A 13,357-nucleotide genomic window follows, 5' to 3' on the forward strand; every position below is an offset into this window, starting at 1 on the left:
GGAGAACTCCCATGGCTTTCAATATGCGCAACCGCAGCCTGCTGTCGCTGATGCACCACACCACCCGCGAGCTGCACTACCTGCTGGACCTGTCCCGCGACCTCAAGCGCGCCAAATACACCGGCACCGAGCGTCCGCACCTCAAAGGCAAGAACATCGCGCTGATCTTCGAAAAGACCTCGACCCGCACCCGCTGCGCGTTCGAAGTGGCGGCCCACGACCAGGGCGCGCACGTCACCTACATCGACCCGGTGTCGTCGCAGATCGGCCACAAGGAAAGCATGAAGGACACCGCCCGCGTGCTTGGCCGCATGTTCGATGCCATCGAGTACCGTGGCTTTGAGCAGGAGATCGTCGAGGAGCTGGCCAAGTTCGCCGGCGTGCCGGTGTTCAACGGCCTCACCGCCGAATTCCACCCCACACAAATGATTGCCGACACCCTGACCATGCGCGAGCACAGCGACAAGCCGCTGCATGACATCAGCTACGCCTACCTTGGGGATGCGCGCTACAACATGGGCAACTCGTTGCTGATGATCGGCGCCAAGCTCGGCATGGACGTGCGCATCGGCGCGCCGAAAGCCCTGTGGCCCCACGAGGATTTCATCAAACAGTGCCAGGCGTTCGCAGAAGAAAGCGGCGCGCGCATCACCATCACCGAAGACCCAGCCGAGGCGGTCAAGGGCGTGGACTTCATCCACACCGATATCTGGGTGTCCATGGGCGAACCGGTGGAGGCGTGGGACGAGCGCATCGAGCAACTGCTGCCCTACCAGGTCAACACCAAGATGATGAAAGCCTCGGGCAACCCACGCGTGAAGTTCATGCACTGCCTGCCGGCGTTCCACAACAGCGAGACCAAGGTCGGCAAGGACATCGCCGCACGCTACCCGCACTTGGCCAATGGCGTGGAAGTCACCGAAGAAGTCTTCGAATCGCCGTCCAACATTGCCTTTGAACAGGCGGAAAACCGCATGCACACCATCAAGGCGATTCTGGTGTCGGCGCTGGCGGATATCTAACTTTTTACGGCTGGAACACAGTCAATGTGGGAGGGGGCTTGCTCCCGATAGCGGTGGCTCAGCTACAGGTCAGTTGGCTGACACACCGCCATCGGGAGCAAGCCCCTTCCCACATTGGGCCTGGTGTTCACACATCTAGAAGGATTGCATTATGCGTATCGTCGTAGCCCTGGGCGGCAACGCCCTCCTGCGCCGTGGTGAACCCATGACGGCCGACAACCAGCGCGCCAACATCCGCATCGCCACCGAACAGATCGCCAAGATCCATGCCGGCAACGAACTGGTGATCGCCCACGGCAATGGCCCGCAGGTTGGCCTGCTGTCGCTGCAGGCCGCCGCCTACACCAGCGTGTCGCCTTACCCGCTGGACGTACTCGGTGCCGAGACCGAAGGCATGATCGGTTACATCATCGAACAGGAACTGGGCAACCTGCTGGACTTCGAAGTGCCCTTCGCCACCCTGCTCACCCAGGTCGAAGTAGACGCCAAGGACCCGGCGTTCCAGAACCCCACCAAGCCGATCGGCCCGGTGTACACCCAGGCCGAAGCAGAAAAGCTCGCCGCGGAAAAAGGCTGGGCCATCGCCCCCGATGGCGACAAATATCGCCGCGTCGTCGCCAGCCCGCGGCCCAAGCGCATTTTTGAGATACGCCCGATCAAATGGCTGCTGGAGAAAAAGGCCATTGTGATCTGCGCCGGCGGCGGCGGCATTCCGACGATGTATGGCGACGACGGCAAGCTGCACGGCATCGAAGCGGTGATCGACAAGGACCTCTGCTCATCGCTGCTGGCCGCGCAACTGGACGCCGACCTGCTGGTGATCGCCACCGACGTCAATGCAGCTTTCATCGACTTCGGCAAGCCCACCCAGAAGGCCATCGGCCAGGCTCACCCCGACGAAATGGAACGACTCGGCTTCGCCGCCGGCTCCATGGGCCCCAAGGTGCAGGCCGCCTGCGAGTTCGCTCGCCAGACTGGCAAAACCGCGGTGATCGGTTCACTCTCCGACATCGAAGCCATCGTCCAAGGCAGCGCCGGCACGCGCATCAGCACGGCAACACCTGGCATCACCTATCTGTGAAGTAGAGGAGAAACGCCTATGGCCATCTTTGAACCCGGTCACTTGCATATCGAACGGCATGCACTGAACAAAGACGATGTCAGCTACGACCTGTGCCTGGACTACGAAGTCGTCACGGATAACAGCGAAGGCAAAGGCATGCAGTTCACCCTGCATGGCAGCATCCAGGGCAAGGACATGAAGGAAACGTTCTTCCTGCCCAAGGACCAGGCTTACAACTTCGCCAGCAACGTGACCAAGATTGCCGAAAAGTACGGCATTCCCAAGACCCACAGCAGCCTCGGCTCGCAGCACAAGCATTACGACCTGATGTTTGAAGATGTGCGGCATCAGTTGGACATGAAATCCGGAGACCCGGTCAAGCCCGAACACCTGGGGTGATAAGGTTGCACTGACACAACACTGTTCAAAATGTGGGAGGGGGCTTGCCCCCGATAGCGCTGGATCAGCCAACAAATCTTTAGCTGACACACCGCCATCGGGGGCCAAACCCCCTCCCACATTTTGATCTGCATCTGCTCCAAGGCATACTTGCCGCCTCTGCTCCCCAGAATTGTCAGCCACACCATGCGTATCCACGTCAGCTTCATCGACCGCGTCGGCATTACCCAGGAAGTCCTGGCCCTGCTCGGTGGGCGCAATCTCAACCTGGATGCGGTGGAGATGGTGCCGCCCAACGTCTATATCGACGCGCCGACCTTGAGCGCCGAGGTGCTCGAAGAACTGCGCGATGCGTTGTTCAGCGTGCAGGGCGTGCAGGCGGTGACCGTGGTCGACATCCTTCCCGGCCAACGCCGCCATCTGCAACTCGATGCCCTGCTGGCGGCCATGACCGACCCGGTGCTGGCCCTGGACAGCGCGGGCAAGATTCTGCTGGCCAACCCGGCGCTGATCGCGTTGTACGGGCGCGAACCCGCCGGGGAAAGCATCGCCGAGCTGTTCAACGACCCGGGGTTGCTGGAGACCTTGCTGGAGCATGGCTTCCGCCTGCCGTTGCGCGAAATCAGCGTGAACGGCCAGACCCTGTTGCTGGACGCCACGCCGATCACCGATGCCGGCGCTCTGCTCACCCTCTATCAGCCCAACCGCATCGGCGAGCAATTGTCGGCGTTGCATCACGACCATGCCGAAGGGTTCGACGCGCTGCTGGGTGAATCCCCGGCGATCCGCACCTTGAAGGCGCGGGCGCAACGCGTGGCCGCGCTGGATGCACCGCTGTTGATCCAGGGCGAGACGGGCACCGGCAAAGAGTTGGTGGCGCGTGCCTGTCATGCGATCAGCGCACGCCACAGTGCGCCGTTTCTGGCCTTGAACTGCGCCGCGTTGCCGGAAAACCTCGCCGAAAGCGAGTTGTTCGGCTACGCGCCCGGTGCCTTTACCGGCGCCCAGCGCGGCGGCAAGCCGGGGCTGATGGAACTGGCCAACCAAGGCACGGTGTTTCTCGATGAAATCGGCGAGATGTCGCCCTACCTGCAGGCCAAGTTGCTGCGTTTTTTGAATGACGGCAGCTTTCGCCGGGTCGGCGGCGACCGCGAAGTGAAGGTCAATGTGCGCATTCTCAGCGCCACCCATCGCGACCTGGAAAAAATGGTCAGCGAAGGCACCTTTCGCGAAGACCTGTTCTACCGCCTCAACGTACTCAACGTTGAAGTGCCGCCGTTGCGCGAGCGCGGCCAGGACATCCTGCTGCTGGCCCGCTACTTCATGCAGCAAGCGTGCGCGCAGATCCAGCGCCCGGTGTGCCGCCTGGCGCCGGGGACCTACCCGGCACTGCTGGGCAACCGCTGGCCGGGCAACGTGCGCCAACTGCAGAACGTGATCTTCCGCGCCGCCGCCATCTGCGAAAGCAGCCTGGTGGACATCGGCGACCTGGACATCGCCGGCACCTCCGTGGCCCGCCAGAGCGACGGCGAAGTCGACAGCCTGGAGCAGGCGGTGGAAGACTTCGAGCGCGGCCTGCTGGAAACGCTCTATACCCGCTACCCCTCGACACGCCAACTGGCCAGCCGCCTGCAAACCTCCCACACGGCCATTGCCCATCGCCTGCGCAAGTACGGCATCCCAAACAAACCCTGATTCCAGTTGGAATACAAACCAATGTGGGAGGGGGCTTGCCACCGATAGCAATTTGTCAGGCAGTTAACCTGTTACTGATACACCGCTATCGGGGGCAAGCCCCCTCCCACATCTGAAATGCATTCCAGATTTTGGTCTGAGAACGACATCGAGTGTACTGAAAGCGCTACAGTGGAACGATATCGCTACAACCCTGTTTTTTGCGCGCCATGCAAGGCTTTGATCCACATAGGCTTTTTTTCGCAGGCCTGGCTGTAGCGAAATCGCTACAGCGTCAGCGCATAAGCTCAGAACCGATATTACCAAGTGCTTGTTTTACAAGGACTTAATGACATTGGCCGCAATATTGCTAAGCAACTCCCATTATTCCAATCCCGTCCACCAGACGAATCTGGCCCTGAGGAGTTTCCATGAGCGAGTTGCGTTTCACTGAAGATCACGAATGGCTGCGCGCCGAAGCCGATGGCAGCGTCACCGTGGGTATCACCGCTTTCGCGCAGAATGCGCTGGGTGACGTGGTTTTCGTGCAACTGCCCGAGTTGCAGGCCTACGACAAAGGCGCTGAAGCCTCCACCGTGGAATCGGTAAAAGCCGCCAGTGGCGTGTACATGCCCCTGGACGGTGAAGTCCTCGAAGTGAACGACAAACTCGACGCCAGCCCGGAGCTGGTCAACGAAGACCCGATGGGCGAAGGCTGGTTCTTCCGCTTTAAACCGGCTGATGCCGAGGCGGTCGCTAAACTGCTGGATCAGGATGCGTACGACCGTCTGATCAAAGCCAACGCCGAAGCCTGAGGAGCGTGCCATGACCGTTAATCTGACCACCGCCAACGAATTCATCGCCCGCCACATCGGTCCGCGCGCGGAAGATGAGCAGCAGATGCTCGCAAGCCTGGGCTTCGATTCCCTCGAAGCCTTGAGCGCCAGCGTCATCCCGGAAAGCATCAAGGGCACCAGCGTGCTCGGCCTGGAAGACGGACTGAGCGAAGCCGAGGCCCTGGCCAAGATCAAGGCCATCGCCAGCCAGAACCAACTGTTCAAGACCTATATCGGTCAGGGCTACTACAACTGCCATACGCCGTCGCCAATCCTGCGCAACCTTCTGGAAAACCCGGCCTGGTACACCGCCTACACCCCGTACCAGCCAGAGATTTCCCAGGGCCGCCTGGAAGCGCTGCTGAACTTCCAGACCCTGATCAGCGACCTCACCGGCCTGCCGATCGCCAACGCCTCCCTGCTCGACGAAGCCACCGCCGCCGCCGAAGCCATGACCTTCTGCAAGCGCCTGAGCAAGAACAAAGGCAGCCATGCGTTCTTCGCCTCGGTGCACAGCCACCCGCAAACCCTGGACGTACTGCGCACCCGTGCCGAGCCACTGGGCATCGACGTGGTGGTGGGCGATGAGCGCGAACTGACCGACGTCAGCGCATTCTTCGGCGCCCTGCTGCAATACCCGGCCAGCAACGGCGATGTGTTCGATTATCGCGAGCTGACCGAACGCTTCCACGCCGCCAACGCGCTGGTGGCCGTCGCCGCCGACCTGCTGGCCCTGACCCTGCTGACCCCGCCGGGTGAGTTCGGTGCCGACGTGGCCATCGGCAGCGCGCAACGCTTTGGCGTACCACTGGGTTTTGGCGGCCCGCACGCGGCGTACTTCTCCACCAAGGATGCGTTCAAGCGCGACATGCCAGGCCGTCTGGTCGGTGTCTCGGTGGACCGCTTCGGCAAGCCGGCCCTGCGCCTGGCCATGCAAACCCGTGAGCAACACATCCGTCGCGAGAAGGCCACCAGCAACATCTGCACCGCCCAAGTGCTGCTGGCCAACATCGCCAGCATGTACGCCGTGTACCACGGCCCCAAAGGCCTGACCCAGATTGCCCAGCGCATTCACCAGCTCACCGCGATCCTGGCCAAGGGCCTGACCGCGCTGGGCCTGAAGGTCGAGCAGGAAAACTTCTTCGACACGATCACACTCAACACCGGCGCCAACACCGCCTCCCTGCACGACAAGGCCCGTGCCCAGCGCATCAACCTGCGCGTGGTGGACGCCGAGCGTGTCGGCCTGTCGGTTGACGAAACCACGACCCAGGCCGATATCCAGGCCTTGTGGGCCATTTTCGCCGACGGCAAGGCGCTGCCAGCCTTCACCGCGACCGACAGCACCCTGCCGGCCGCCCTCCTGCGCCAGTCGCCGATTCTCAGCCACCCTGTGTTCAACCGCTATCACTCGGAAACCGAGCTGATGCGCTACCTGCGCAAGCTGGCCGACAAGGACCTGGCGCTGGACCGCACCATGATCCCGCTGGGCTCGTGCACCATGAAGCTCAACGCCGCCAGCGAAATGATCCCGGTGACCTGGGCCGAATTCGGCGCCCTGCACCCCTTCGCCCCGGCCGAACAAAGCGCCGGCTACCTGCAACTGACCTCGGAGCTGGAAGCCATGCTCTGCGCGGCCACCGGCTACGACGCGATCTCGCTGCAGCCGAACGCCGGTTCCCAGGGTGAATACGCCGGCCTGCTGGCCATCCGCGCCTATCACCAGAGCCGTGGCGAAGCGCGTCGCGACATCTGCCTGATCCCGTCGTCGGCCCACGGCACCAACCCGGCGACCGCCAACATGGCCGGCATGCGCGTGGTGGTCACCGCCTGCGACGCACGGGGCAACGTCGACATCGACGACCTGCGCGCCAAGGCCGTCGAGCACCGCGAGCACCTGGCCGCGCTGATGATCACCTACCCGTCCACCCATGGCGTATTCGAGGAAGGCATCCGCGAAATCTGCGCGGTCATCCACGACAACGGCGGCCAGGTGTACATCGACGGCGCCAACATGAACGCAATGGTCGGCCTTTGCGCGCCAGGCAAGTTCGGCGGCGATGTGTCCCACCTGAACCTGCACAAAACCTTCTGCATCCCCCACGGCGGTGGCGGCCCGGGCGTTGGCCCGATTGGCGTCAAGTCCCACCTCACGCCGTTCCTGCCGGGCCATGCGGCCATGGAACGCAAGGAAGGCGCCGTGTGCGCGGCGCCATTCGGCAGCGCGAGCATCCTGCCGATCACCTGGATGTACATCAGCATGATGGGCGGCGCGGGCCTCAAGCGCGCCTCGCAGTTGGCGATCCTGAACGCCAACTACATTTCCCGTCGCCTGGAAGAGCACTACCCCGTGCTGTACACCGGCAGCAACGGCCTGGTGGCGCACGAGTGCATCCTGGACCTGCGCCCGTTGAAAGACAGCAGCGGCATCAGCGTGGACGACGTGGCCAAGCGCCTGATCGATTTTGGTTTCCATGCGCCGACCATGTCGTTCCCGGTGGCCGGCACCTTGATGATCGAGCCGACCGAAAGTGAATCCAGGGAAGAACTGGACCGCTTCTGCGACGCCATGATCGCCATTCGCGAAGAGATTCGCGCGGTGGAAAACGGCACGCTGGACAAGGACGACAACCCGCTCAAGAACGCTCCGCATACCGCTGCGGAACTGGTGGGCGAATGGAGCCACCCTTACAGCCGCGAGCAGGCGGTGTACCCGGTTGCTTCGCTGATCGAAGGCAAGTACTGGCCACCGGTTGGCCGGGTCGACAACGTGTTTGGCGATCGCAACCTGGTATGTGCGTGCCCGTCGATCGAAAGCTACGCGTAACCTGACTGGCTGAACGAGGTCAACATGTGGGAGGGGGCTTGCCCCCGATAGCGGTCTACCAGTCACCAGATTTTTCTACTGACACACCGCCATCGGGGGCAAGCCCCCTCCCACATTTAACCGCGCCTGGCCTCAGGAATAATAAGAAACCGGAGAACAACCATGTCCCTTAGCGTGTTCGACCTGTTCAAAATCGGCATCGGCCCCTCCAGTTCCCACACCGTCGGCCCGATGCGCGCCGCCGCTCGCTTCGTCGAGGGGCTCAAGCGTGACGACCTGCTGAGCACCACCCACAGCATCAAGGTGGAACTCTACGGCTCGCTGGGCGCCACCGGCAAAGGCCACGGCAGCGACAAAGCCGTGTTGCTGGGCCTGGAAGGCGAACACCCGGACACCGTGAATACCGAAACCGTGGCCGCGCGCCTTGCGCAGATGCGCAGTGACGGTCGCCTCAACCTGCTCGGCGAACACAGCATTGCGTTCAACGAGAAAGAACACCTGGCGATGATTCGCAAACCCCTCGCCTACCATCCCAACGGCATGATCTTTCGCGCCTTCGATGCCGCCGGTATCCAGGTGCGCAGCCGCGAGTATTACTCGGTGGGCGGTGGTTTCGTGGTGGATGAAGACGCGGCCGGCGCCGACCGGATTGTCGAGGATGCCACCCCACTGACCTTTCCGTTCAAGCACGCCAAGGACTTGCTCGGCCATTGCGCCACTTACGGGCTGTCCATCAGCCAGGTGATGCTGACCAATGAAAGCGCCTGGCGCCCGGAAGCGGAAACCCGCGCCGGCCTGCTGAAGATCTGGCAGGTCATGCAGGACTGCGTGGACGCTGGCTGTCGCAATGAGGGCATCCTGCCCGGCGGCCTGAAGGTCAAGCGCCGCGCCGCCGCGCTGCATCGGCAACTGTGCAAAAACCCCGAGTCAGCCTTGCGCGACCCGTTGTCGGTGCTCGACTGGGTCAACCTCTATGCGCTGGCGGTCAACGAAGAAAACGCCAACGGCGGGCGCGTGGTCACCGCGCCCACCAACGGTGCGGCCGGGATCATTCCCGCCGTGCTGCATTACTACATGCGTTTTATCCCCGGCGCGAACGAAGACGGCGTGGTGCGCTTTCTGCTCACCGCCGCCGCCATCGGCATTCTGTACAAGGAAAACGCGTCGATTTCCGGCGCTGAAGTCGGGTGCCAGGGCGAGGTCGGCGTGGCCTGTTCCATGGCCGCCGGGGCACTTTGCGAGGTGCTGGGCGGCAGCGTGTCACAAGTGGAAAACGCTGCCGAGATCGGCATGGAGCACAACCTCGGCCTGACCTGCGACCCGATTGGCGGGCTGGTGCAGGTGCCCTGCATCGAGCGCAATGCGATGGGCTCGGTCAAGGCGATCAACGCCGTGCGCATGGCCTTGCGCGGCGATGGGCAGCACTTTGTGTCCCTCGACAAAGTGATCCGCACCATGCGCCAGACCGGCGCCGACATGAAGAGCAAATACAAGGAAACCGCCCGTGGCGGTTTGGCCGTCAACATTATCGAGTGCTGACGCCTAACCGCGCGCCAGCACGTTTTTCAGGAGCTGAACATGTCCACCGAAACCCTGTTGAAAACCCCATTGCACGCCCTGCACCTCGAACTGGGCGCGCGCATGGTGCCCTTCGCCGGCTACGACATGCCGGTGCAGTACCCGCTCGGTGTAATGAAGGAACACTTGCACACCCGTGAACAGGCCGGGTTGTTCGATGTGTCGCACATGGGCCAGATCCGCCTGACCGGCGCCAATGCCGCCAAGGCCCTGGAAACCCTGGTGCCGGTCGACATCATTGACCTGCCGGTGGGCATGCAGCGCTACGCGATGTTCACCAATGACCAGGGCGGCATTCTCGATGACCTGATGGTGGCCAACCTGGGCAACGACGAACTGTTCCTGGTGGTCAATGCCGCCTGCAAGGAGCAGGACCTGGCCCATCTGCGCGCGCACATCGGCGAGCAGTGCAGCATCGAGCCGCTGTTCGAAGAACGCGCGCTGCTGGCCCTGCAAGGCCCGGCAGCGGTGAAGGTGTTGGCGCGCCTGGCACCTGAAGTCACCAAGATGACCTTCATGCAGTTCGCCTCCCTGCGTCTGCTGGGTGTGGACTGCTACGTCAGCCGCTCCGGCTACACCGGTGAGGACGGTTTCGAAATCTCCGTACCGGCTGAAAATGCCGAAAGCCTGGCCCGCAGCCTGCTGGCCGAGGCCGAAGTGCAGGCAATCGGCCTGGGCGCGCGCGACTCCCTGCGCCTGGAAGCCGGCCTGTGCCTGTACGGCCATGACATGAACACCGACACCACGCCGATTGAAGCCAGCCTGTTGTGGGCGATTTCCAAGGCCCGCCGTGCCGATGGCGCGCGAGCCGGCGGTTTCCCGGGCGCCGACCGGATCTTCACCCAACAGCAAGCCGGCGTGAGCCGCAAGCGCGTTGGCCTGCTGCCGCAGGAACGCACCCCAGTGCGCGAAGGCGCGGAAATTGTCGATGAGCACGGTACGGTCATCGGCAGCGTGTGCAGCGGCGGCTTTGGCCCAACCCTGGGCGGGCCTCTGGCGATAGGCTACCTGGACAGCCCATTTGTCGCACTGGATACCGAAGTTGCTGCGCTGGTGCGTGGGAAAAAAGTGCCATTACGTGTAAGTAAAATGCCATTCGTCCCACAACGTTACTTCCGAGGCTGATCAGCTGTTTCTATAAGTAACGAGGTTGCGTTACGTGCACTAAACTGTAACGCAACCGCCATATAACAGTGCACGCTTGATAGCCATTATTATAGGGAATGCCCTATAACAAGTGATCGAGACTATCGAATAAGTCCGTTCGACTTAATTCAACGAAGTGCCATCAACCCAAGCAAACTCGGGCTTTCTGGCGGGGCTTGTTTTTTTCGTATTAGTTGGCGTAGAGTTTGCCCACTGTGTTTGCATGGGTCGCTTGGAACCTGGACCTGGGCAGTAGCTTAAGTGGTGCGCTACAACCCGTTCGACGTCTCTTACTTTCCTGCAACCCAGCCCAGTGCTCTTTCATGTGAAAGGGGCTGTCATTAATTTTTAGCGTCAAAGGAAAGAAGAAAATGGCTGATCGTCAGAGCGGTACCGTCAAATGGTTCAACGACGAGAAAGGGTTTGGTTTTATCACGCCAGAAAGCGGTCCGGATCTGTTCGTGCATTTCCGCGCTATTCAGGGCAACGGCTTCAAGAGCCTCAAAGAAGGCCAGAAAGTGACTTTCGTTGCTGTGCAAGGCCAGAAAGGCATGCAGGCTGACGAAGTACAAGCAGAAGGCTGATCCTTCCTGCGACAAAAAGCCCCTGATATGACATCAGGGGCTTTTTTATGCCCGCGATTCCGTAAACTGCACTTTTCGCCAGAGAGTCCTGCCATGTCCAAGCCCCTGCTGAGCCCCCAGGGCGAGTTTCCCGCCGTTGGCCTGGGTCGTCGCCTGGCAGCGATGTTCTATGACTTCCTTTTATGCACCGCGCTGCTGATCGTCACCGCATTTATCTATAAGTTGATCTGGATCGCCTTCGTGGGTGAGGCGAAGATGCGCACGCTCACCGAATCCGGCGCGCTGGACGGTGACCCGCTGCTGTCGACCCTCCTGCTGTTCGTGCTGTTCGGCTTCTTCGCCAAGTTCTGGACCCATTCCGGGCAGACCCTGGGTATGCAGGTGTGGGGCGTGCGCGTGCAAAACGCCGACGGCTCGCGCATCAGCCTGTGGCAGGCGCTGTTGCGCTTTGTGGTGTCGATCGCGTCGTGGCTGTGCGTGGGGCTGGGGTTTATCTGGTCGCTGTTCGACAAGCAAAAGCGCAGCTGGCATGACATCTATTCGGACACGCAGTTGGTGCGGATCCCAAAGCAGAAGAAATAATCCCCTGCAAAGTGAAGAGCAAAATGCGGGAGCAACTGTCTTGATGACCATACGATCATTCCCACGCTCCCGCGTGGGAATGTAGCCCGTGACGCTCTGCGTCACCCTAGCGCAATTACCGAATGCAGCGGTGGCGGAACGCGGAGCGTCCCAAGAAGCATTCCCACGCAGAGCGTGGGAACGATCAAGAACCCACATCAGAGCTTTCGCCTGACGCAATACCAATGTGGGAGGGGGCTTGCTCCCGATAGCGGTGGATCAGTCAATGTATCGGGTGACTGTCACACCGCTATCGGGAGCCAGCCCCCTCCCACATCTTTTTACCCAGTCAGACTCAGGTCAGGCGTTGCCGGCGAGTTTGAGACGCGCAGCCTGGGTGAAGTCCAACATGCGCTTGAGCGGGCGTACCGCATGGGGGATCACAGACGGCTCCACAAATATCTCGTTACTGCCCTCGCGCAAGCATTGCAGCGTGCGCTCCAGGGTATTCATCGCCATCCACGGGCAGTGCGCGCAACTGCGGCACGCGGCGCCGTTGCCTGCGGTCGGCGCTTCGATAAAGACCTTATCCGGGCACAGCTGCTGCATCTTGTAGAAGATGCCGCGGTCGGTGGCGACGATGAAGGTCTTGTTCGGCAGGCGCTGCGCCGCAGCAATCAGCTGACTGGTGGAGCCTACGGCGTCCGCCAGTTCGATCACCGAGGTCGGCGATTCCGGGTGCACCAGGATCGCAGCGTCCGGGTACAGCGCCTTCATGTCTTCCAACTGCTTGGATTTGAACTCTTCGTGGACGATGCACGCACCGTCCCACAGCAGCATGTCGGCACCGGTCTGACGCTGGATGTAAGTGCCCAGGTGCTTGTCGGGGCCCCAGATAATCGTCTCGCCGTTATCCATCAGGCTTTCGACGATCTCCAGTGCGCAACTGGAGGTTACCACCCAATCGGCACGGGCTTTGACCGCCGCCGAGGTGTTGGCGTAGACCACCACGGTACGCTCGGGATGCTGGTCACAGAACGCGGAAAACTCATCCACCGGGCAGCCCAAGTCCAGGGAACAGGTGGCTTCCAGGGTCGGCATCAGGATGCGTTTTTCAGGGGTGAGGATTTTTGCGGTTTCGCCCATGAACCGCACCCCCGCCACCAGCACGGTCTTGGCCGGGTGAGCGGCGCCGAAGCGCGCCATTTCCAGGGAGTCGGAAACGCAGCCGCCGGTTTCTTCGGCCAGGGCCTGAATCACCGGATCGCAGTAGAAGTGGGCGACCAGCACCGCGTCCTGCGCTTTGAGCTCGGCGGCGATGGCAGCGCGCAAGCTCGCTTCCTCATCGGCGCTCAGGGCCTTGGGCTGCTTGGCGTCGAGGTGGGCTTGAACCAGTAGGCGTTCGGAGATATGCGTCATGTTCGCAAGACCTGCAGGCGCAGTAGCGCGAAAATCGAGTGTACCACCGGCTCTGGAGCCCTTCGGGCGCCGCCGGACGAAGTGTGTGTATTCATCAAGCACGGGTAACGGTGAGGCTGCGCAAGGCTACAGAATATCGAATCGATTCAAAAGCCTAATCTGGCAGTGCGAGGGCATTTTGCGGGGGGATGACGGCGGGGGTTGGAGCCCCCGCGAAGACCTTCCATAGAAAGGCGTTCGCGGGGCTG

General features: G+C 61.7%; 11 protein-coding genes. 10 read left to right on the forward strand and 1 reads right to left on the reverse strand.

Features of this window, described 5'->3' with window-relative positions:
- The first annotated feature begins 11 nt into the window (after positions 1-11).
- The 10 genes from SC318_RS20790 to SC318_RS20835 all read left to right on the forward strand — a co-directional run bounded on the left by SC318_RS20790 (position 12) and on the right by SC318_RS20835 (position 11,711).
- A complete protein-coding gene (locus SC318_RS20790; RefSeq protein WP_320428280.1) occupies positions 12-1,022 on the forward strand; it encodes an ornithine carbamoyltransferase in 1,011 nt (336 codons plus the stop codon).
- A gap of 151 nt (positions 1,023-1,173) precedes the next feature.
- Complete coding sequence (arcC, locus tag SC318_RS20795; RefSeq protein WP_320428281.1) at positions 1,174-2,103, forward strand: carbamate kinase; 930 nt, start codon at positions 1,174-1,176, stop codon at positions 2,101-2,103.
- A gap of 18 nt (positions 2,104-2,121) precedes the next feature.
- Positions 2,122-2,484 (forward strand): DUF5064 family protein, encoded by a 363-nt coding sequence (locus SC318_RS20800; RefSeq protein WP_320428282.1) that lies wholly within the window; start codon positions 2,122-2,124, stop codon positions 2,482-2,484.
- 186 nt (positions 2,485-2,670) lie between these two features.
- Positions 2,671-4,179, forward strand: a complete 1,509-nt coding sequence (locus SC318_RS20805) for a transcriptional regulator GcsR (protein WP_320428283.1) — start codon at positions 2,671-2,673, stop codon at positions 4,177-4,179.
- Positions 4,180-4,589: 410 nt separating this feature from the next.
- Positions 4,590-4,973: a glycine cleavage system protein GcvH gene (gcvH, locus tag SC318_RS20810; RefSeq protein WP_320428284.1), complete on the forward strand. Its 384-nt coding sequence runs from the start codon at positions 4,590-4,592 to the stop codon at positions 4,971-4,973.
- 10 nt (positions 4,974-4,983) lie between these two features.
- Positions 4,984-7,821: an aminomethyl-transferring glycine dehydrogenase gene (gene gcvP, locus SC318_RS20815; protein ID WP_320428285.1), complete on the forward strand. Its 2,838-nt coding sequence runs from the start codon at positions 4,984-4,986 to the stop codon at positions 7,819-7,821.
- A gap of 162 nt (positions 7,822-7,983) precedes the next feature.
- Entirely contained in the window at positions 7,984-9,360 is a 1,377-nt protein-coding gene (locus SC318_RS20820; protein ID WP_320428286.1) for an L-serine ammonia-lyase, read from the forward strand.
- Positions 9,361-9,399: 39 nt separating this feature from the next.
- A complete protein-coding gene (gcvT, locus tag SC318_RS20825) occupies positions 9,400-10,524 on the forward strand; it encodes a glycine cleavage system aminomethyltransferase GcvT (RefSeq protein WP_320428287.1) in 1,125 nt (374 codons plus the stop codon).
- A gap of 392 nt (positions 10,525-10,916) precedes the next feature.
- Positions 10,917-11,129: a cold-shock protein gene (locus SC318_RS20830; protein WP_014339904.1), complete on the forward strand. Its 213-nt coding sequence runs from the start codon at positions 10,917-10,919 to the stop codon at positions 11,127-11,129.
- 93 nt (positions 11,130-11,222) lie between these two features.
- Positions 11,223-11,711, forward strand: coding sequence for an RDD family protein (locus SC318_RS20835; RefSeq protein ID WP_320428288.1), 489 nt, complete (start codon positions 11,223-11,225; stop codon positions 11,709-11,711).
- A gap of 339 nt (positions 11,712-12,050) precedes the next feature.
- Here SC318_RS20835 and nadA read toward each other — a convergent pair whose 3' ends face one another.
- Complete coding sequence (gene nadA / locus SC318_RS20840) at positions 12,051-13,109, reverse strand: quinolinate synthase NadA (RefSeq protein ID WP_124387962.1); 1,059 nt, start codon at positions 13,107-13,109, stop codon at positions 12,051-12,053.
- Between the last annotated feature and the right edge of the window lie 248 nt (positions 13,110-13,357).

Source organism: Pseudomonas sp. MUP55 (genome assembly GCF_034043515.1).
Lineage (GTDB): Bacteria > Pseudomonadota > Gammaproteobacteria > Pseudomonadales > Pseudomonadaceae > Aquipseudomonas.